At 36.4% G+C, this 21,544-nt stretch carries 23 protein-coding genes and 1 pseudogene; 6 read left to right on the top strand and 18 right to left on the bottom strand.

The window, feature by feature from the left end:
- Positions 1–10: 10 nt before the first annotated feature.
- The 6 genes from aroK to pilM all read right to left on the bottom strand — a co-directional run bounded on the left by aroK (position 11) and on the right by pilM (position 4,413).
- Positions 11–538 (bottom strand): shikimate kinase AroK, encoded by a 528-nt coding sequence (gene aroK / locus BN1226_RS03995; RefSeq protein WP_044470095.1) that lies wholly within the window; start codon positions 536–538, stop codon positions 11–13.
- Between the two features lie 182 nt (positions 539–720).
- A complete protein-coding gene (locus tag BN1226_RS03990; RefSeq protein WP_044470094.1) occupies positions 721–2,100 on the bottom strand; it encodes a type IV pilus secretin PilQ in 1,380 nt (459 codons plus the stop codon).
- Between the two features lie 8 nt (positions 2,101–2,108).
- Positions 2,109–2,510, bottom strand: coding sequence for a pilus assembly protein PilP (locus BN1226_RS03985; RefSeq protein ID WP_044470093.1), 402 nt, complete (start codon positions 2,508–2,510; stop codon positions 2,109–2,111).
- Positions 2,507–3,013 carry a hypothetical protein gene (locus tag BN1226_RS03980; protein ID WP_044470092.1) on the bottom strand — a complete coding sequence of 169 codons (507 nt, stop codon included), beginning with the start codon at positions 3,011–3,013 and terminating at the stop codon, positions 2,507–2,509. Before BN1226_RS03980 ends, BN1226_RS03985 begins: the two co-directional genes overlap by 4 nt.
- A 2-nt stretch (positions 3,014–3,015) precedes the next feature.
- Positions 3,016–3,528: a hypothetical protein gene (locus BN1226_RS03975; RefSeq protein WP_044470091.1), complete on the bottom strand. Its 513-nt coding sequence runs from the start codon at positions 3,526–3,528 to the stop codon at positions 3,016–3,018.
- A 3-nt stretch (positions 3,529–3,531) separates the two neighbouring features.
- On the bottom strand, positions 3,532–4,413 hold the full coding sequence (gene pilM, locus BN1226_RS03970; protein WP_156149888.1) for a pilus assembly protein PilM: 882 nt from the start codon (positions 4,411–4,413) through the stop codon (positions 3,532–3,534).
- Positions 4,414–4,553: 140 nt separating this feature from the next.
- On the opposite strand from pilM, the gene BN1226_RS03965 reads away from it, so the two are divergent.
- On the top strand, positions 4,554–7,163 hold the full coding sequence (locus tag BN1226_RS03965; RefSeq protein WP_044470090.1) for a penicillin-binding protein 1A: 2,610 nt from the start codon (positions 4,554–4,556) through the stop codon (positions 7,161–7,163).
- An 86-nt stretch (positions 7,164–7,249) separates the two neighbouring features.
- Complete coding sequence (locus BN1226_RS03960; protein WP_044470089.1) at positions 7,250–8,095, top strand: 23S rRNA (adenine(2030)-N(6))-methyltransferase RlmJ; 846 nt, start codon at positions 7,250–7,252, stop codon at positions 8,093–8,095.
- A gap of 64 nt (positions 8,096–8,159) precedes the next feature.
- Here BN1226_RS03960 and aspA read toward each other — a convergent pair whose 3' ends face one another.
- The gene (gene aspA, locus BN1226_RS03955) at positions 8,160–9,581 is read right to left on the bottom strand and encodes an aspartate ammonia-lyase (protein ID WP_044470088.1); all 1,422 of its coding nucleotides are present in this window, start codon (positions 9,579–9,581) and stop codon (positions 8,160–8,162) included.
- Positions 9,582–9,856: 275 nt separating this feature from the next.
- Between aspA and gorA the strand changes: the two genes are divergently transcribed.
- Positions 9,857–11,227, top strand: a complete 1,371-nt coding sequence (gene gorA / locus BN1226_RS03950) for a glutathione-disulfide reductase (RefSeq protein WP_044470087.1) — start codon at positions 9,857–9,859, stop codon at positions 11,225–11,227.
- Positions 11,228–11,300: 73 nt separating this feature from the next.
- Here the strand turns inward: gorA and BN1226_RS03945 are convergent, their stop codons facing one another.
- From BN1226_RS03945 to arsC, 3 genes are all read right to left on the bottom strand, one after another.
- Complete coding sequence (locus BN1226_RS03945; protein ID WP_005761835.1) at positions 11,301–11,597, bottom strand: DUF5377 domain-containing protein; 297 nt, start codon at positions 11,595–11,597, stop codon at positions 11,301–11,303.
- 48 nt (positions 11,598–11,645) lie between these two features.
- Positions 11,646–11,903 carry an alternative ribosome-rescue factor A gene (locus BN1226_RS03940; RefSeq protein ID WP_005761724.1) on the bottom strand — a complete coding sequence of 86 codons (258 nt, stop codon included), beginning with the start codon at positions 11,901–11,903 and terminating at the stop codon, positions 11,646–11,648.
- Between the two features lie 75 nt (positions 11,904–11,978).
- Positions 11,979–12,329, bottom strand: coding sequence for an arsenate reductase (glutaredoxin) (gene arsC, locus BN1226_RS03935; RefSeq protein WP_044470086.1), 351 nt, complete (start codon positions 12,327–12,329; stop codon positions 11,979–11,981).
- 164 nt (positions 12,330–12,493) lie between these two features.
- Here arsC and BN1226_RS03930 point away from each other — a divergent pair, with 164 nt between their 5' ends.
- On the top strand, positions 12,494–13,564 hold the full coding sequence (locus tag BN1226_RS03930; protein ID WP_005761881.1) for an AI-2E family transporter: 1,071 nt from the start codon (positions 12,494–12,496) through the stop codon (positions 13,562–13,564).
- Positions 13,565–13,575: 11 nt separating this feature from the next.
- Positions 13,576–13,920: a DUF4870 family protein gene (locus tag BN1226_RS03925; protein ID WP_052506680.1), complete on the top strand. Its 345-nt coding sequence runs from the start codon at positions 13,576–13,578 to the stop codon at positions 13,918–13,920.
- Between the two features lie 89 nt (positions 13,921–14,009).
- Here BN1226_RS03925 and glyS read toward each other — a convergent pair whose 3' ends face one another.
- From glyS to aqpZ, 7 genes and pseudogenes are all read right to left on the bottom strand, one after another.
- Complete coding sequence (gene glyS, locus BN1226_RS03920) at positions 14,010–16,076, bottom strand: glycine--tRNA ligase subunit beta (RefSeq protein ID WP_044470085.1); 2,067 nt, start codon at positions 16,074–16,076, stop codon at positions 14,010–14,012.
- Between the two features lie 27 nt (positions 16,077–16,103).
- The gene (locus tag BN1226_RS03915; protein WP_044470084.1) at positions 16,104–16,676 is read right to left on the bottom strand and encodes a hypothetical protein; all 573 of its coding nucleotides are present in this window, start codon (positions 16,674–16,676) and stop codon (positions 16,104–16,106) included.
- A 34-nt stretch (positions 16,677–16,710) separates the two neighbouring features.
- Positions 16,711–17,052 (bottom strand): annotated as a pseudogene (locus BN1226_RS03910) (endonuclease domain-containing protein).
- 98 nt (positions 17,053–17,150) lie between these two features.
- Complete coding sequence (locus tag BN1226_RS03905) at positions 17,151–18,128, bottom strand: PDDEXK nuclease domain-containing protein (RefSeq protein ID WP_476738555.1); 978 nt, start codon at positions 18,126–18,128, stop codon at positions 17,151–17,153.
- Positions 18,129–18,167: 39 nt separating this feature from the next.
- Positions 18,168–18,425: a hypothetical protein gene (locus BN1226_RS03900; protein ID WP_204204315.1), complete on the bottom strand. Its 258-nt coding sequence runs from the start codon at positions 18,423–18,425 to the stop codon at positions 18,168–18,170.
- Positions 18,425–19,333: a glycine--tRNA ligase subunit alpha gene (gene glyQ / locus BN1226_RS03895; protein WP_044470082.1), complete on the bottom strand. Its 909-nt coding sequence runs from the start codon at positions 19,331–19,333 to the stop codon at positions 18,425–18,427. The genes BN1226_RS03900 and glyQ overlap by 1 nt, the downstream gene beginning before the upstream one ends.
- A gap of 172 nt (positions 19,334–19,505) precedes the next feature.
- Positions 19,506–20,198 carry an aquaporin Z gene (gene aqpZ / locus BN1226_RS03890; RefSeq protein ID WP_077064986.1) on the bottom strand — a complete coding sequence of 231 codons (693 nt, stop codon included), beginning with the start codon at positions 20,196–20,198 and terminating at the stop codon, positions 19,506–19,508.
- A gap of 281 nt (positions 20,199–20,479) precedes the next feature.
- Here aqpZ and metJ point away from each other — a divergent pair, with 281 nt between their 5' ends.
- Entirely contained in the window at positions 20,480–20,797 is a 318-nt protein-coding gene (metJ, locus tag BN1226_RS03885) for a met regulon transcriptional regulator MetJ (protein ID WP_005761702.1), read from the top strand.
- Between the two features lie 83 nt (positions 20,798–20,880).
- On the opposite strand, the gene pyrE is transcribed toward metJ, so the two are convergent.
- On the bottom strand, positions 20,881–21,525 hold the full coding sequence (gene pyrE / locus BN1226_RS03880) for an orotate phosphoribosyltransferase (RefSeq protein ID WP_044470080.1): 645 nt from the start codon (positions 21,523–21,525) through the stop codon (positions 20,881–20,883).
- Positions 21,526–21,544: the final 19 nt, after the last annotated feature.

Below are 21,544 nucleotides of genomic sequence, written 5' to 3'. Positions count from 1 at the left end.
TATAGATTATTTATCCGTTAAAATTATCAATTAACTCAACAATATGACTCGCCATTAATTTCGCACTTTGTTCATCTGTTGGTAAGGTAATATCCGCTATTTCTTCATATAATGGATTACGGATTTTTGCTAATTCTTCTAAAACTTGACGAGTATCATCAACGCCTTGTAGAAGAGGGCGTTTTTTATCGCGTTGAGTACGTTCAAACTGTTTATCAACTGTAGTTTGTAAATAAATCACAATACCACGAGCGGAAAGATGATTACGGGTGTCTTTTGAAACGATAGAACCGCCACCAGTAGAAAGCACAATGCCTTGTTTCTGAGTAAGTTCATTAATCACTCGAGCTTCACGTTTACGAAAACCTGCTTCTCCTTCGATATCAAAAATCCAACTAATATCTGCCCCCGCTCGCTGCTCTATTTCGTTATCAGAATCAATAAATTCCATATTTAAAAGTTGAGCAAGTTGGCGACCAATGGTACTTTTACCCGCGCCCATTGGACCCACTAAAAAAATATTACGTTTTTCTGCCATTTTTTATTCTTCTTAAAATATTCTAATCGGTTAAAAAAATCCTTAATCGTTTCCATCACTAACGATAAATAAACGGATCACCTAAACTGATAGATTATCTCAATAAATCCCCCCTATTTTCAACCTTAGGAAGAAATTTATTGTAATTATTTAATAAAACAAGGGCAAAATAGTGAATTATGTTATTTTTTTAAGTCACTAATAGGATATTCGAATCGTTTTTGAATCTGTTCTAAACTTTCACCCTGTTTGAGAATATGGGGAGTAACAAAAATCACTAATTCACGCTTTTGATGCTTTTCACTCTCTTTACTAAATAGGCGTTTAATAATAGGAATATCTCCTAGCACAGGAACTTTATCTTCACCTTTGGTAATCGTATCGTTAAATACACCACCCAATACAATAGTTTCACCATCTTTTGCAAAGACTTGAGTATTAATTTCTTGTTTATCAATAGCAATCAAATTACTATTGCCATATACAATATTTGCACTTGGTGAATTTTGGCTAACAATTAAATCTAATAGAATCGAATTATCTTTAGAAATATGAGGAGTGACTTCTAAGCCTAACACCGCATCTCGAAATTCAACATACTCTGTATCATTTTTTCGATTGACTGTTACATAAGGAATTTCTGTTCCCTGTTTAATACTTGCACTCTTTTTATTTGTCGTGAGCAAACGAGGACTAGCAATAATTTTTACATTATGTTCCTGTTCTAATGCGGTTAATTCAAGATCTAATAATCTACCGTGAATTTTAGCCACTTGTAATGCAATTGAACCTGCTGGTGTGGAGCTAGTTGGAAAATTAATATTAAGATTTTCTGCAATATTTAATAATCCATTACCCTCTAAACTGCCAGCAACACGATGTGCGGTATTTACCCCCTCTAGTAGCCCCCACCGAACACCTAGCTCTTTCAAACTTTCATCATTCATTGTGACAATACGAGCCTCAATAGCGATTTGTTCAATAGGCTTATCTAGTTGAGCAACCATTCTCTTAATATTTTGTATAGAGGCATTATCATCTTGAATTAAAAGTTGATTACTCCTTTCATCAAAACTAATAGCACCTGTGGGTGAAAGCAATGATCCTGTCCCTGAAGTCAAAGATTTCATCACTTCTGAGGCTTTAGCAAAATGCAATTTTATCGCACTGGTTACAATTTGTGGTTCAGCCAAAAGTGCGGTAGGTTTTTCAAAAATTTTATCTTTAGGAAGTGATGTAGATTGCTCGACTAAATTATGTTTACTTAAATAATAAATACCTTTATCTTGCCATAAAGAAAGCTGTTTTAATTTTGCAACAGATGTTAAAAGTTGAGGAAAATCAACTTTATCCAATTGTAATGACAAGGTACTATCTAGTTCATCATCAATAATCAAATTGATATTTTGTTCAAGCGCTAATTGTTGTAGTGTTGGTACTAAAGGTGCTCTTTTTAAACGAATTGAAAAAGTTGAATCAATCTGTTCTGTAGCCATAGCAATAGGCATCAAAAGCCCTAAACAAAGCCCGAATTTAACTATAAATAATATTATTCCTTTCATATTTAGCCCTAAAATTTTATGTTAACTACTCGTGTTTGCTGACAATTTTCTGCCTCATCCCAGGCTAATAATTGGATGTTCTTACGGCTAATTTGCTGTAATTTTAATTGCTCTTTACTGATCAGATTACCAACCATAGCGGTATAAATATGTTTTTCATTATCCATAAAAAATGCTTTCCAAGCTGTTGTATATTGCATCATGCCAATTAGCTTTAATTGCTGAAAAGAAATATGTTCTGCAATCACTGTTGATTCTGTATCACAATGATGTCGAACTTCGTTAATTGATTCTGTTGATAAAGAATGTGCTAATCGCTGTTGTTTATCAAAAGGATCTGCTTCAGCATTTAAATTTTCTAGCCAAAATAAATTTGTGATCAATAATGCAAAAATAACCCTTAGTCTCATTCAGGCTCCTTATGATGTAATTGGCAAGTGAGTTGACTATAGATACCTGGCTCATCATCTTTTTTATAAAGACGTAATGTCGTTAGTTGAAGAGGCTTAAATTTTTGTAATAACTGAATTAAAAATCGATTAATAGTTGAGAAACGCCCCTGTATCTGTAATTTTAAAATCGGAGATTGTAAGAAGCTCCATTGGGAAGAATGAATAATAAGTTGTTTTGATGTTAATTGAATATGTTGATTAATAGGAGATAATGCGAGTGTTAATTGAGGCGTGAATGACTCATACTGCATCTTTTTTTGTAATACATTAAGTAATTTTTGTTGATGCTCTACTTGTTGCTGTTGTGCAAATACCTCTTGTTCAAGTTGCCTAATTCTATATTGCATCTGCAAGAATTGATAACTTGGAAAAGATAAACTTAATACCAAAACACCGATCAACAGAAAATTCTGTTTAGTCGGCGAAGCTTTTACACAACTTCGCCATAATTGTTGTTCCATAACTATTTCCAATAAATATCAAATCCAAATTCAATTGTGCTATCTGATAGCGTAATAAAATGATTCAATTGGTGAGTTTGAATAAATGATGATTGACTAATATATTGCTGAATATGATCAAACTCAGACTGCTGAGTCACCCTCCCCTTGAGCTTGATCCGTTCTTTTTCAACATAAAATTCTGTGAGTTCACCTTGAATAAATGGTAAATCTTTTAACCATGCCATGAATTGCAAAACTTCATTTGAAGATACCAGCAGTTGCCCTTCTCCCCATTCTTGTTCTTGCCTCAATTGCGTTAATTGATGTTCTAGTTTAGAAAGCATTGTCTGCTGTTGTTGAGATTGATGTTGTTTTATAGCAATCATTTGTTGTAAATGCTGATTCCAATAACTTAATCCAACATAAGTCAAGCAAAGTGCGGTGGTAAAACTCAAAATTTTAAACACCAATCGTCGTTGTTGTTGACGAAATAAACGAGTTCTCCATGGCAAAAGATTTATCCATTGTTTCATTAACTAGTGCTTCACTCCGATACCTAATAAACCGGCTTGTTCAAGTTCTTCAAGAGCCTCAAGCTCTTCTAAATCTAACTGTAAGACATTTTTATTTTCAGGCTCTTCTGTCCATAAAGCAGCACCTAATGCCATTAGTGGTAAATCGGTTTCAATTAATTGCCAATCACTAGATTGCAGGGCATTTGTTGCACTGTAAGCGTAACAATATTCTGGAATATCTTGGTATCTTGCACAAAATTGTTCATAAAGCTCACTTAGACTAGTTTCGGCTAATTGTAATACACGAAGTTGTTGATCTTTACGTTGTACCGCTAATGAGTAAAGCTCATCTTGATAAAGCATTGCAGCCTCATCATTAAATTGTGCTTTTAAAATAAACCGATAAGCTCGTTCAATGGCATAAATGGCACTATCTAGTACATCTAAACCAAAAGGCTCAAACATCATAATTTGGTGTTCTGCGACTTTACGCATAATGGCAAAAATATCCAAACGAGTGCCGCCTTTCAAATGGCTTGCACAATAATCATACCAAACCTCTTCTAAAGAAATGGGTAAATCACGCTGTAAGAAAAACTCACATTGTTGTTCACATTCTTGTTCATTGAGCGTGTCTGGTAAAAATAATGTTTGATTCCATAATTGATTTGGCAAAGCCGCGGTAATAAGTTTAAGCTCTAATTTTTGCTTATCAGAATACTGCCCAACCTGTCGAATAAGGTTATCTAAAGATTGAGTTCTATCAAACATATCCCATAGCACGTGATAAGCTTGCCCATATTCATCAAACCAAATGGCATCTAATAATTCTTTACCATGTTGGCGATTTAAAAATAATCCTACATTTAGATTTTTCGTTGTATTCCTTGTCATTTTCATCATAATTTCCTATTTTTTACTGACTAATTTATTTTTTAACTTTAGATTTATTGAACTAATCTTTATACTTAGTTGTTTAATAAAGGGGAAAGTAGTGTTTCTTACTTTTTCATAAAAAGCATCAATAAAGAGTGAATTTTGGAATGAAGATCGCAAAATTAATATTAAGTACTCTATTAACTATCATTATTTTAGGGTGCATAGCTGGAGGTTTATTGTATTTTCACATTAAATCTCAGTTACCAGATGTACAAAGTTTAAAAACCGTAGAATTGCAACAGCCGATGCAAATTTATACCGCAGATGAAAAACTGATTGGAGAAGTCGGAGAACAGCGTCGCATTCCTGTAAAACTTGAAAATGTTCCCCAAACCTTAATTAATGCGGTACTTGCCACCGAAGATAGCCGTTTTTATGAACATCATGGTTTAGATCCTATTGGTATTATTCGGGCGGTTTCTGTTGCTATTAATAATGGTGGAGCATCACAAGGTGCAAGCACCATCACACAACAATTAGCCAGAAACTTCTTCTTAACCCCTGAGAAAACAATTATACGTAAGGCTAAAGAAGCGATTTTAGCCATTGAAATAGAAAATGCGCTTTCCAAAACAGAGATCTTAGAGCTTTACCTCAATAAAATTTATTTAGGTTATCGTTCTTATGGTGTAGCCGCCGCAGCAAAAACCTATTTTGGTAAAAATTTAGATGAATTAACCTTATCTGAAATGGCTATCATTGCTGGTTTACCTAAAGCACCATCAACCATGAATCCACTTTACTCTCTAAAACGTGCAGAAGAACGCCGTAATGTCGTACTGGGTCGCATGTTAGAAATGAATTTCATCACTAAATTACAATATGATGAAGCACGTAAAGATCCTATTAAAGCCTCATATCATGGAGCACAAATTGAATTCCGAGCAGATTACGTAACTGAAATGGTTCGCCAAGAAATGGTTAAACGCTACGGAGAAGAAAATGCTTATAATAGTGGCTATAAAGTTTACACAACTATTCTTTCAAAAGATCAAGCTAATGCACAAAAAGCTGTGCGTAATAATTTAATCGCTTATGATATGCGTCATAGTGGCTATCGTGGAGCCACATCACTTTGGAATAAGTCTGAAACTGCTTGGGAAACAGATAAAATCTTAGATACTTTACGTAAATTACCAAACTCAGAGCCATTTTTCCCAGCAGTAGTATTATCTACTGATAAAGCTAATACTACTGTACTTATGGTATCTGGTGAAAAAATCAGCTTAAATGCTAGCGTTTTACGTTGGTCAGGAAAATCAATTGCAGTCAAAGCTGGCGATCAAATTTGGTTAAAACAAACAAATAAAGGAGAATGGAGTTTAGGTCAAATTCCTGAAGCAAATTCAGCTTTAGTATCTCTCAATAGTGATAATGGTGCAATTGAAGCCTTAGTAGGTGGTTTCAGCTTCGAACAGAGTAAATTCAACCGTGCCACTCAATCTATGGTCCAAGTGGGTTCTTCCATTAAACCTTTTATTTATGCAGCAGCTTTAGAAAAAGGATTAACCTTATCCAGTATTTTACAAGATACTCCAATTTCTATCCGAAAACCTGGGCAAGCAGATTGGAATCCAAAAAACTCACCAGATCGTTATGATGGTCCAATGCGTTTACGTGTAGGATTAGGGCAATCTAAAAATATGATTGCTATCCGTGCGATGCAAACAGCGGGAATTCCTTATGTTGCTGATTTCCTACAACGTTTTGGTTTTAAACGTGACCAATATTTTGCAAGTGAAGCTTTAGCATTAGGAGCAGCCTCTTTTACTCCGTTAGAAATGGCACGTGGCTACGCTGTGTTTGATAATGGTGGTTTTTTGGTTGATCCATTTATTATTAATCGTATCGTTGATAATACGGGCAAAGATTTATTTATTGCTAATCCTAAAATTGCTTGTACGACTTGTGATGACATTCCAACAATTTATGGACAAACCCAAGACAAACTAGATGCGAATGCATTAAAAACTAATGAAAATACTAATGACAATTTAAATTTAGCTAAAACAGATGATAGTACTAATGGTGAAGAAGGCGATGGCTCTGAAAATGCTGATGAACCTGCTGAATTGAAAAATCAAGGCGGTAAAATTAGTGAAGAGGAAGTTAATCTTATGGTAGAAGATAAAACTGAAGCACCACAAATTCAATATGCACCTCGAGTCATTAGTGGTGAGCTTGCTTTTCTTATTCGTAGTGCATTAAATACTGCTATTTATGGTGAACCTGGCTTAGGCTGGAAAGGTACTAGCTGGCGTATGGCAAATGAAATTAAACGTAAAGATGTCGGTGGTAAAACAGGTACAACAAACAACTCAAAAGTTGCTTGGTATGCGGGCTTTGGTGCTCACCTAACTACAGCAATTTATGTTGGTTTTGATGATAATAAACGTACGCTAGGTCGAGGTGAAGCTGGTGCCAAAACTGCAATGCCAGCTTGGATTAACTATATGAAATTTGCACTTTCAGATATTCCTGAACGTACCTTACCTACACCAATAAATATTGTAGAAAAACGGATTGATATAGGTTCTGGACTACTTGCAAATGGTGGCGGACGTGTCGAATATTTTATTAAAGGCAGTGAGCCTAAACGTGTTTTCGTAGAAGAACGTGGTTATTATGTACCACCTGAATTACAACAACGGTTTGGAAGTAAACCAGGCAATCCTGGCGAGTCTGCACCATCACAACGTCAAGAATTGTTCTAACTAAACAATCTAACTTAACCTTATTTACCGCACTTTTCCCAAAAGTGCGGTTTATTTTCCAAAAATTTTATTTAAAAAGGCTTATTATGCTCAGCTATCGTCATAGTTTCCATGCCGGCAATCATGCGGATGTAGTGAAACATATCGTAGAAATGTTAATTATTGAAAACCTTAAACAAAAGGAAAAAGGGTTTTATTATTTAGATACTCACTCAGGTGTAGGGCGTTACCGTTTATTTAGTGAAGAAGCTGAAAAAACAGCAGAGTTTAAGGAAGGAATTGCACGTTTATGGGAGCAAGATGATCTCCCAGAAGAAGTACAACGCTATTTAAACATGATCAAAAAGCTCAATTATGGGGGTAAAGAACTGCGTTATTATGCTGGCTCACCTTTAATTGCCGCACAAATGTTACGTGCTCAGGATCGTGGGTTACTTACTGAATTACATCCTGCTGACTATCCAATCTTACGGAATAACTTTAAAGAATTCCATAATATCATGGTTAAGCGTGATGATGGTTTTCAACAACTTAAAGCCACTTTACCTCCGAAAGAACGTCGTGGTTTAGTTCTCATTGATCCACCTTATGAAATGAAAGAAGATTATGATCTTGTCGTTAATGCTATTGAAGAAGGTTATAAACGTTTTGCTACGGGAATTTATGCTATTTGGTATCCAGTGGTATTACGCCAACAAACTAAACGTATGGTGAAAGGATTAAAAGACACGGGCATTCGGAAAATCTTACAAATTGAATTGGCTGTACGTCCTGATTCTGATCAACGTGGAATGACCGCTAGTGGTATGATTGTCATTAATCCGCCATGGCAATTAGAAGCTCAAATGAAAAAAATTCTACCGTATTTAGTGAATGTATTAGTCCCTGAAGGTACAGGCAGTTGGTCTGTAAATTGGATTACCCCTGAATAAATTTTCCTATAAAAAACCGCACCTTATCGAGATAAAGTGCGGTCTATTTTCACAAAATTTTCAATTATTTATTTAATTTTGCTTTATATGTTGGGTTCATTAAGTTTTCTACTGAAAGAATGTCATCCAATTCAGCTTCAGTTAATAAACCACGTTCTAATACCACTTCACGTACACCACGGCCTGTTGTTGCACAGATTTTACCAACGATATCGCCATTATGGTGACCGATAAATGGATTCAAATAAGTCACAATACCAATTGAATTAAACACATAGTTTTTACAAATTTCTTCGTTAACAGTGATGCCATCAATACATTTATCACGTAAGTTCACACATGCATTGGTTAAAATATCAATTGATTCAAACATTGCCTGACCAATGACAGGTTCCATTACATTTAATTGTAATTGACCAGCTTCAGCTGCGAAAGTCACTGCTGTATCATTACCAATAACTTTAAAGCATACTTGATTTACTACTTCTGGTACCACTGGATTAACTTTAGCTGGCATAATTGAAGAACCGGCTTGCAATTCAGGTAAATTAATTTCATTTAAACCAGCACGAGGGCCTGAAGATAATAAACGTAAATCATTACATACTTTAGAAAGTTTTACCGCAGTACGTTTTAATGCGCCATGCACCATAACATAAGCACCACAGTCTGAAGTTGCTTCAATCAAGTTATCTGCATTGACACATGGTAAACCTGTAACTTCAGATAATTTTTTAACCACTAATTCTGAATAACCTGTTGGAGTATTTAAACCTGTACCAATCGCAGTTGCACCAAGGTTCACTTCAAGTAATAATTCTGCTGTACGTTTTAAATTACGCACTTCTTCTTCAAGTAATACGGCAAATGCTTTGAATTCTTGACCCACAGTCATTGGAACGGCATCTTGTAATTGAGTACGTCCCATTTTTAAAACTTTTGCAAATTCAACCGCTTTTTTATCAAAACCATCATGTAAATATTGAATTTTCTCAATTAATTTCATAATGCTGTTATATACGGCAATGCGGAAACCTGTAGGATAAGCATCATTAGTAGATTGGCTTGCATTCACATGATCCATTGGGTTAATTACATTATATTCGCCTTTTTTATGACCAATTTTTTCTAATGCAAGGTTTGCCACAACTTCATTAGTATTCATATTTACAGAAGTACCTGCACCACCTTGATAAACATCTGATGGGAATTGATCTAAACATTTACCCGTAGTTAAAATTTCATCGCATGCAGCAACAATGGCTGTTGCGATATCAGCAGGAATCGCACCTAATTCACCATTTGCAAGCGCAGTTGCTTTTTTCACTGCAACCATACCTTTAACAAATTCAGGAACATCTGAAATAGTGACATTAGAAATATTAAAGTTTTCCACTGCTCTTAAGGTGTGAATACCCCAATATGCATCCATTGGTACTTCACGTTCGCCTAATAAATCTACTTCTTTTCTTGTTAGCGTTGTCATAATTTTCTCCTTCTAATGACCTTTTGCTTTTTTAATATTATAGTAAGTCAAACATTCTTAATTTGTGATCTAAATCATAAATTTTATGTGCATCACAGACATATTATTTATGGTATTCATTAGTTTTTCTAATGCGTAATTAATTTTTTTATGCCAAATATTCAATGATTAGATTGATAACACCAATTAGACTAATTTATTAACCCATTTTGATTTCCACAAAAAATTTGTGGCAAAATAGTAACCAATACTTCGTTCAAAAATAGGACAATAAAATGACTAAACATTATGATTATTTAGCTATCGGTGGCGGTAGTGGCGGTATTGCCTCTCTCAATCGTGCAGCAAGCTATGGCAAAAAATGTGCAATTATTGAAGCAAAACATTTAGGTGGTACCTGTGTAAACGTCGGTTGTGTACCGAAAAAAGTGATGTTCTATGGTGCTCATATTGCCGAAGCAATTAACAGTTATGCTCCTGATTATGGATTTGATGTTACGGTGAATAACTTTGATTTCAAAAAATTAATTGATAGTCGCCAATCTTATATCGGCCGCATTCATAATTCTTACAACAATGTATTAGCTAAAAATAATATTGATGTATTAAATGGTTTTGGTCGCTTTGTAAATGCTAAGACAGTAGAAGTTACTTATTCAGATGGCACATCTGAACAAGTAACTGCAGATCATATTTTGATTGCTACTGGTGGTCGTCCAAGTATTCCTAATCTAAAAGGCGCAGAATATGGCATTACCTCTGATGGTTTCTTTGCATTAACCGAATTGCCTAAACGTGTTGCGGTTGTTGGGGCGGGTTATATCGCTGTAGAACTTGCAGGTGTATTCAATAGCCTGGGTACTGAAACTCATTTATTTGTACGTAAACATGCGCCATTACGTAATCAAGATCCTCTCATTGTTGATACTTTAGTTGAAGTTTTAGCACAAGATGGTATTCACTTACATACCAATGCGATTCCACAAGAAGTCACTAAAAATCAAGATGGTTCATTAACTTTAAAACTGGAAGATGGACGTGAAACTAATGTTGATGCAGTAGTATGGGCGATTGGTCGTGAACCGACAACAGATAAAATTAATCTTCAAGCGGCAGGGGTCGAGACCAATACTCGCGGTTTTGTTAAAGTAGATAAATACCAAAATACCAATGTAAATGGTATTTATGCAGTGGGTGATATTATTGAAGGTGGTATCGAGTTAACACCTGTAGCAGTGGCAGCAGGTCGTCGTCTGTCTGAACGTTTATTTAACAATAAGCCTAATGAATATTTAGATTACAATTTAGTGCCAACGGTAATTTTCAGCCATCCACCAATCGGTACTGTGGGTTTAACTGAACCCAAAGCAATTGAACAATATGGTGCAGATAATGTGAAAGTTTACACATCCTCTTTCACGGCGATGTACACAGCAGTAACTCAACATCGTCAACCCTGCAAAATGAAACTTGTATGTGTGGGGCCAAATGAGAAAGTGGTTGGCTTACATGGTATTGGTTTTGGTGTAGATGAAATGATCCAAGGCTTTGCTGTTGCAATCAAAATGGGAGCAACTAAAGCAGATTTTGATAATACCGTAGCGATTCACCCTACAGGTTCTGAAGAATTTGTGACTATGCGTTAAGATGTAATCAGTTAGAATAAAAGTGCGGTTTAAATTTTTAAAATTTCTACCGCACTTTTCGTTTATTTTATCTTCATTCCTTTGCTAAACCTAACTGACCAATTTTTACCCCTAGATTACCAAGAGCAACAGGATCTAAGTAATCTGCTAAGAATTTAAATAATGTTTCTAATTCTGTGAAACGGCGTTTAATTTTCACCTCATCTTCTACCTTACGAATAAATTCATAAACTACATTACCCGCTGTAATATGAGCATCTAAGGTAATATAAATAGTTTCAAAGAAATGGCTATGTGCACCTTCTTCACCTGGATCGCTAATACGAACATTCAATGTATTTGAGAACAAAAGTATTGTGTTAACTGACATACTTACCTCTATTATTTTTATTGTTTGCTATTTATTGTAATTAATCATTTAAATAAAAAACCCGATTATAAAATCTCTATTAATAAAAATCTTATAATCGGGCTTTTCAAAATATTTATTTGGATGTTTTGCCTTTCGCTGATAACTTCCTTTACCTTTCAACTTTTTTTCAACTCGTTGATGAAATAAACGATCATGCAATAAGGCTTTAACTGCATTATCTTGAATGATACCTCGAGTATGTTGATACACCACCTGAGTGGCTTCAGAAATCAACATTGGTGCTTTTTGAATTTTCTTTACCATAATTTATCTCTTTCTATATAAAATAATATCGCTCTAAATTTGAGCGATAGTTATTATACGATTTTCATCTACAAATTACAAAATACTCAATACGGCTTCTGGTGGACGACCAATCTTTGCTTTATCCGCTTTAATCACAATCGGGCGTTCTAACAATGCAGAATGTTCACTAATCGCTTGCAATAGTTGTTCTTCAGTCACCTTTTGTGCATCTAATTGAAGATCTTTATATAAATCATCTTTCACACGCATCATTTCACGAGCACTAACAATACCAAGTTTTTTCATTAAGTCTTTTAATTGATCAATAGAATAGCGATTTTCAAGATAAAGCTCAATTTTAGGTTCAATATGTTGTTCCTGTAACAGTTTTAAGGTTTCACGGCTCTTTGAACAACGGGGATTATGATAAATAATAACAGACATAGTTTCCTCATATGAAATTAATCAATCTATGTAAGAATAATATAATTAAACATTTTATAGAACAAGCTTATGGGTTATTTGATTGAAACTTTCAACAAATCTTATCAATCTAGTAAGTTTTATTTTATAATCCATTTAAGCGTAATGAAGAATGAGGAAAAGTTATGATTGAGATGCTAAAAACTTGGTATATTCGCCGTTTTAGCGATCCCCAAGCCATGGGACTGGCTGCAATTTTATTATTTGGCTTTATTGCTATTTATTTCTTTAGCGATTTAATTGCCCCTTTGCTAATTGCAGTCGTGTTGGCTTATTTATTAGAAATTCCAATTCGCTTTCTGTCAAATAAATTAAAATTACCTCGTTCATTAGTCATTATTTTAGTTCTAGGCAGTTTTATCAGTCTAACTCTGCTTATGTTCTTTGGTCTAGTGCCAACCTTACTAAACCAAACAGCAAATTTATTTAGTGACTTGCCGAATATGATGAACAAGCTTCATCAGTGGCTAATATCATTACCAGAACATTATCCAGAATTAGTGGATTATCAAATGATCAACAGCTTATTCAACACCATACGTGACAAGACAGTTGCCTTTGGCGAATCCGCTGTAAAATTTTCTATTTCTTCTATTATTAACTTAGTTAGTTTGGGAATTTACGTCTTTTTAGTCCCCTTGATGATGTTCTTTATGTTAAAGGACAAAACCGCATTACTAGCATCTATTAGTCAATATTTACCGAAAAATCGCACTCTTGCTTCAAAAGTTTGGGTTGAAATGCAACAACAAATTGCTAACTATATTCGTGGTAAATTATTAGAAATTGCAATTGTTGCCGTTGTGACTTACATCATCTTTTTATTCTTCGGATTAAGATATCCATTGTTACTAGCTGTGGCTGTTGGTTTTTCTGTCTTAGTTCCTTATGTTGGAGCCGTTATCGTCACCATTCCAGTCGCATTAGTTGCTTTTTTCCAATTTGGTGACCATTCTACTTTCTGGACATTAATGATCGTATTTGTTGTGAGTCAATTATTAGATGGTAATTTATTAGTGCCATTCTTATTCTCAGAGGCAGTGAATTTGCATCCACTCACAATTATTGTATCTGTGCTGATTTTTGGCGGATTATGGGGATTTTGGGGTGTGTTTTTTGCTATTCCACTAGCTACATTAGTGAAAGCAGTCGTAACCTCTTGGCCTTCCAGTGAAGACATTATAGTGAGTAAATAACAGGAAAGACGATGAACGAACATATTGAACAAGAATTGAATAAATTAGGTCAAGATAAAGACCGCACTTACATGTATATCATTTATGGATTATTTATCTTTGCGGTGGTATTTCATCCTTTAGCGATCATTGGTGTTGTATTAGCCTTTATGAAACGTGATGAATTAACATCGCAATATAAAAGTCATTGTAATTATTTAATCAAAACCTTTATTGTGTCATTTATTGGCACTTTGATAACATTTTTTGCCCTTATCTTTTGGATAGTCTTTGCTTGGTATATTTACCGAGTTGCCAATGGTTTTCAAAATTTCTATTCTAATAAATCAGTGAATGGAGAAAGTTGGTTTAAATAATTTATTGTGAACATAAAAAAGGCTTGGTGATTATTATCTAACGCCTAAAGTTAGACTATTATCCAAGCCTTTTTATGATTTGTTGAATCTTATTGTAATAACGAAATATCTGCTACTTGTAAGAATAACCGTTGTAATGTATTTAAAATTGCCAAGCGATTTTGGCGTAATGCAGGATCTTCTGCATTCACCATTACATTATCAAAGAAATTATCCACAGGCTGGCGTAAGCTGGCAAGCTTATCTAACACTTCCGTATATTCACCTTTAGCAATTAATGGCTGAACTTTGGTTTGTAATGCAATTACTGCTTCTGCTAAGGCTTTTTCAGCTGGCTCAACACAAGCATTTAGTTTAATTTCACCAATATTACCCTCTGCTTTGGCTAAGATATTGCTTACACGTTTGTTCGCTGCCGCCAACGCTTCTGCCGCATCTAATGTACGGAAGTGAGCTACTGCACGCACACGAGCATCAAAGTCTGCTGGTTTAGTTGGGCGACGAGCCAGTACGGATTGGATCACATCCACCGCAATGCCTTCGCTTTCATACCACGCACGGAAGCGTCCGAGCATAAAGTCCACCACGTCTTCCACCACATTTTTGTTGGTGAGTTTGTCGCCGAAAAGTGCGGTCGCTTTTGTCACAATTTCCGTCAGATCAAGTGATAAGTTTTTCTCTACAATAATCCGTAATGCCCCTAACGCTGCTCGACGCAGTGCAAACGGGTCGGCACTGCCTTTCGGTGCTTGCCCGATACCAAAAATCCCGGTTAGCGTATCAAATTTATCCGCTAACGCCACAGAACACGCCACCAATGAGTTCGGCAAATTATCGCCTGCAAAACGTGGCATATATTGTTCATTCAACGCCACAGCAACTTCTTCGTCTTCACCATCGTGGCGGGCGTAGTGCATTCCCATCACGCCTTGCGTGTCGGTAAATTCAAACACCATATTGGTCATTAAATCACATTTTGATAATAACCCTGCACGTTGTGCTTTCGCTTTATCTGCCCCAATTTGAGTCGCGATTTCGCCTGCTAATGCTTGAATACGGTCAGTTTTGTCACGTAACGTGCCAAGTTGTTGCTGGAACAATACGGTTTCTAAACGTGGCAATAAATCTTCTAAACGTTGCTTTTTATCTGTATTAAAGAAGAATTCTGCATCCGATAAACGAGGACGAACCACTTTTTCATTACCTTCGATAATTGGCGTTGGATCTTCTGGATTTATGTTAGAGACAAAAATAAAGTGCGGTAATAATTTCCCATTTTTATCATAAATTGGGAAATATTTTTGGTCACCTTTCATCGTATAAACCAAGGCTTCCGCAGGCACAGCCAAGAAACGCTCTTCAAATTTGGCGGTTAAGACATTTGGAAATTCTACCAAAGAAGTCACTTCTTCCAGTAAGTCCTCTTCAATATCTGCAACACCACCTAACGCCGTTGCTTTTGCTTGAGAATCAGCAAGAATCATTGCTTTACGCTCGTTGAAATCAGCAATCACAGAACCTTTATCTTTTAAAATTTGTGGATACTCATCGGCATGAGTAATTTGCAATTCAGGTTGCCCCAAGAAGCGATGACCACGAATTGTTGTCGCAATTTTAATACCTAAAATTTCGCCTTCAATTAATTCACTACCTAATAATAAAGTTACCGTATGGACAGGGCGCACAAATTGTTCTGTTTTATCCCCCCAACGCATGGTTTTTGGAATAGGTAATTTTGCTAATGCATTACTGATGATACCTACTAATAAATTTTTAGTTGGTTGACCTTCAATAACCGCCCGATGCACTAGCCACTCGCCTTTATCTGTGGTTAAACGCTCAGCTTGATCTACGGTAATGCCACATCCTCGAACCCAACCTTCAGCCGCTTTGGTTGGCTTGCCTTCGGCATCAAACGCCGCCGACACCGCAGGCCCACGCTTTTCAATCTCTTTACTCGGTTGCGCTGTTTCTAAGGCTAAAACTTTCACTGCTAAACGACGAGGAGCCGCAAACCATTGTACTTTCTCAAAAGAAAGCCCAGCTTGGCTCAGCTCTTGCTCAACATTCTCCGCAAACGCGGTCGCTAATTTTTTGAGTGCCTTCGGCGGCAGCTCTTCTGTGCCGATCTCGGCAAGGAAGTTTTGTGTTGTCATTTTCGTTTTTTCTCTTTAATAAAATTTTTAAACTTTTAATCCAAATAAAAGCATAAACGGAAGCCAAATAGGGCTGGTTAGCAATAACAATGTTTGCCCTCCGCCTGTTTCTTCAAATGGGGTGGTTTCTGTAATCAAAATAGGAATAGCATTTCCCAGTTTATATTTATCAACTGCTATAGTTTCCAATTCATTGCCATAGTAATAAGGTTCAGCATTCGCAGTGAAACTTATCATTATATATTTATCCTGATAAGGTTTGGCTTGATATAAGTTTTCAAGTTTTAGCTTTGTGTCTTTATCTAATTTATTATTTTCAATAAAGAACGAATATGTAAAATCTGTTTGTCTATTCGTTAATATATTTAAAGTTAGAGCTTGTTTTGCAACTTTCGGATAATAATCATGATAAAACTCTTTAAATTGTTGCATTGCTTGTTTGCCAGCTCGTAGCTCATAGGTTTTATTATCTATTTTTACTATAGCGGAATAATCCGTAAATTTTGCGTGCGTAATTTCTCCTTCAGTAGAAAGAGGTTTTGTTGAACAGCTTGTGATAAAAAAGCAAAAAACTAAGATTACAGACCATAATTTTTTCATATGTTTTCTCCTGAATAATTCTCTCACTCCGTTTTCATTTCTGCCAAATTTCCTCAATCACGCTCTCAATCTCCGTCATCACACGGTAGTTATCAAACCGCAGCACCGTTAAACCTAATGCCCCCAATTCCGCATCACGAATTTTATCATTCGCCTGATGTTCAGGCTCGTAATGTTGCCCACCGTCTAGTTCAATCACTAACTTCGCTTTCGGGCAGTAGAAATCCATAATGTAAGTCAGCAACGGCTTTTGCCGATAAAATCTGACCCCAAGCTGATCGCCCCGAATTCGATAACAAAGCCGTTTTTACGCCTCTGTTTGCGTTGTCCGCAATTTCTGTGAATTAGGTTTTAGCAATTTTACATAGGGTTTCATTTGCAAAATGCCTAAGAAATCCGACCGCTTGTTACTTCACTAAAAACCGTTTTTTCGCTCTTTCTACCGCCAAATGCAACCGTTGTTCCAATATTTCTTTACTCGGCAAGACGGTCATATATTCGGCGATATGAATATCGCTGTTTTTCAAATCCAGTAATTCTACTTGTTCCTGTTTTTTTGCTGGTACAGAGAATAATCCCAAGCGGTGGGTTTTCATCAATTTCTTGCTCATATTTCGCCAGCCACGCTAAATACAGCTCCATTTGGCTTTTGTGCGAATGTTTGAAACTTTCGGTTTTCAGCTCAATCGCAATCAGGCGTTTGAGTTTGCGATTATAAAACAGCAGATCAATATAAAAATCATCGTTATCAATCTGAATCCGTTTTTGGCGAGCAATAAAGGTAAATCCAGCTCCGAGTTCCAGCAAAAATTGTTCAATTTCTCGCAAAATCGCATCTTCCAAATCCTTTTCCATATAGCGGTCATTCAGATCCAGAAAATCCAAAATATAAGGATCTTTCAACACTATTGACTGATTATATTCGCCTTTTTCACACAACAAGCCAAGCTCTGCAATAATGGTTTCATCAGGCTTTTTGGAAATTGCCGTGCGTTCAAACAGCAGTGAGCCAATACGGTCATCAAGGGTTCGTACTGACCATCTTTCTTGGGCTGCCATTGTGGCGTAGAACTCGCGTTTGATGGGATCATCAATCGCAATCAATTTTGTAAAATGCGTCCAACTCAATTTTGCAATCAGTGATTGCAAAATCTCAATATCGGTAAAAGTATTAGCAAATTGCATCATATAGCCAAGATTTCTTTTGCTCCAACCTTTTCCAAATTGTTCGGTCAAACTCGTGGAAAGTTGTGGAATAATATCTTCGCCATATTTTGCTCGTTCGCCTTGTAGCAAATAGTCATTAATCCGCTTGCCAATATGCCAATAAAGCAAAGTCAGCTCCGCATTAACCGCCACAGCCATTCGCTGTTTAGACGAATAAATCAACTGCGAGATTTCGCCGATAAATTCAGCAGAATTATCTGTTGGAATTAGGTTTTGTGAACTCATAAGCTACCTTACAAAATTTTCCTAAAATCCGACCGCTTGTTAGCTGAAAATCCCTTCCAACTCCGCCAAATCCAGCACCACTTTTTCTCCCATCACCAACGCAGGGATGCCGATGTAGCCGTTGGCTTTGGCGTGGTTGAAGGCTGGGTGGTGGTCACGCAATCGCAAAAAAGGTTTGAAATTTGCACCGCTCTTTGTGATGTCTATCGCCTCGTAATCAATGCCGAGGCGATCAAGTTCTGCCACAAATGGTTCAGTGTCAGGGCACCAGTGGGCGAAATATAAAACAGGTTTCATTATTTCTTACAACTAGGGAACCCTAACGCTTCACGGCTGGCATAATAGGCTTCCGCTACGCCTTTGGTTAATGCACGAATGCGTAAGATGTAGCGTTGGCGTTCGGTGACCGAAATTGCTTTGCGAGCATCTAGCATATTGAAACTGTGTGCTGCTTTCAAGATACGCTCATAGGCTGGTAGCGGCAGCGGTTTTTCCAGTTCTAGCAAGGCTTTGGCTTCTTTTTCATATTGTTCAAAGCATTGGAATAGGAAATCTACATCCGCATATTCAAAGTTATAAGTGGATTGTTCTACCTCATTTTGATGGAATACATCGCCATAAGTTGTTTTGCCTAAAGGACCATCTGAATAAACTAAATCATAAACAGAATCTACGCCTTGAATATACATTGCTAAACGCTCTAAGCCATAAGTAACTTCACCTGTCACAGGTTTACATTCCAAGCCACCTACTTGTTGGAAATAAGTGAACTGTGTGACTTCCATGCCGTTTAACCACACTTCCCAGCCTAAGCCCCAAGCACCTAGCGTTGGGTTTTCCCAGTTATCTTCCACGAAACGGATATCATGTTGGGTTGGATCAAAACCTAACATTTTTAATGATCCTAAATAAAGTTCTTGAATATTATCTGGTGAAGGCTTAATGACAACTTGGAATTGATAATAATGTTGTAAGCGGTTAGGATTCTCGCCGTAACGACCGTCGGTTGGGCGACGTGATGGTTGTACATAGGCAAACGCCATTGGTTCAGGACCTAATGCACGTAATGCGGTCATAGGATGAGATGTCCCTGCTCCCACTTCCATATCAAATGGTTGAACAATCGTGCAACCTTGTTGTGCCCAGTAATCTTGAAGGGCAAGAATCATACCTTGGAAGGTTTTTACATTAAATTTTGAGCTCATAATTGTATATCTGTGAAATGGTTAAATAAATACTGTTTATTATACTGCAATTTAGCCTATTATCCCACTGGTTAACATATAAAAAGTGCGGTCTATTTTTCATAAATTTTGCTGAAAAAAAAAGGGCGGATATCATATTCGCCCTTCTGTTTTTTAAATGTTTTTCTAAAAATTAGTCTTTAGATTCAAGTAAACCACGATAAATTAATCCACCGAGGATTCCACCAACAATTGGCGCTACCCAGAAAATCCATAATTGTTCTAATGCCCATCCACCTTGGAAGATAGCCACAGCAGTACTACGAGCTGGATTAACAGAAGTATTAGAAACAGGAATGCTAATTAAATGAATTAAGGTTAAAGCTAAACCAATGGCGATTGGTGCAAAACCGGCTGGTGCTTTTTTATCTGTTGCACCATGGATAATAATTAAGAAAAATGCTGTTAATACAATTTCAGCAATCACAACAGCGGCAAATGAATAACCGTTTGGTGAATGTTCACCAAAACCATTTGATGCGAAACCGCTCGCTACGGCATCAAAACCAGCTTTACCAGAAGCGATAGCATAAAGTGCTGCAGCACCTAAGATACCACCTACGACTTGGGCGATGATGTAACCTAAAGCATCTTTAGCTTGAAAACGTCCGCCCGCAACTAAACCTAGAGTAACTGCTGGGTTAAAATGACCGCCAGAAATATGTCCTACAGCATAAGCCATGGTTAACACAGTTAAACCAAATGCTAAAGCAACACCTGCAAAGCCGATGCCTAATTCAGGAAATGCAGCAGCTAATACTGCACTACCACAACCGCCAAACACTAACCAAAATGTACCAAAAATTTCAGCAAAAAGCTTTTTCATTATATAAACCTCTATTATTAATAAGAAATATAGCTAAAACTTGCCTTAGCAAGGTAGGCTATTGTAAGCCTCACCTGATTTTAGTCAATGAAAGTCATTGGAAAGTTGTGTAAAACTATGTAAAGCAGTCTTTACTTAACTGATTTAAACCAAAATATTATTGGACTTGCTAATATTTCAGCGATTTATTGTAGCCGTCTTAACGGCTAGATTGAGATTTTATTGATTTTTTATTAAAATACCTGACGAACTTAAGGTTATTCATAGGATTAGGATATTGTATGGCAAATTGGGACGGCAAATATATCAGCCCTTATGCAGAACATGGTAAAAAAAGTGAACAAGTAAAAAAAATTACGGTATCTATTCCGATTAAAGTTTTAGAAATTTTGACTAATGAGCGTACCCGTCGTCAAATTAAGAATTTACGTCATGCCACGAATAGTGAATTACTTTGTGAAGCCTTTTTACATGCATTTACAGGGCAACCACTCCCAACAGATGAAGATCTTCTAAAAGATCGTCATGACGAAATTCCCGAAGATGCCAAAGTGATTATGCGTGAAATGGGCATTAACCCTGATGAATGGGAATATTAATTCACTGAATTCATAGAAAAAGTGCGGTAGAAATTTTGGAAATTTTAACCGCACTTTATTCTTTTTATGGATACATAATCAGATTAACCGATGCCATATTGCTCACGATAAGCTTTCATGGTAGGTAAATACTGACGATATTGGCTATCCTGTTCGATAAATTGCATAAGATCATCTAAATCAATAATAGAAAGCACTTCACATTGATAATCACGTTCGACTTCTTGAATCGCTGATAATTCACCTTTACCTCGTTCTTTACGATTTAACGCAATAACCACCGCACTTAATTCCGCATTATTAACAGAAATAATATCCATCGCTTCACGAATTGCCGTTCCAGCAGTAATAACATCATCTACCAATAATACTTTGCCTTCTAATGGCGAACCAATTAAATTACCGCCTTCGCCATGATCTTTAGCTTCTTTGCGGTTAAAACAAACAGGTTTGTCTAAACCAAACTTATTATAAAGTGCGATAGCAATGGTTGTGCCAATTGGGATACCTTTATAAGCGGGGCCAAAAATGACATCATAATTCAAACCACTATTTTGGATCGCAGACGCATAAAATTCACCTAAGCGAGCCAAATCATAGCCTGTGTTAAATAGTCCCGCATTGAAGAAATAAGGGCTGATACGACCTGATTTTAGTTTAAATTCTCCAAAGCGTAATACATTACGACTCAAAGCAAATTTAATAAATTCAATTTTATAATCTTGCATACAATAACCTATGTGATAT

Origin of the sequence: Mannheimia massilioguelmaensis (genome assembly GCF_000940515.1) — a bacterium.
Classification (GTDB): Bacteria; Pseudomonadota; Gammaproteobacteria; order Enterobacterales; family Pasteurellaceae; genus Basfia; species Basfia bettyae.
The sequence above is the reverse complement of the archived record's forward strand: the minus strand, read 5'-3'. Positions and strand labels throughout refer to the sequence as shown.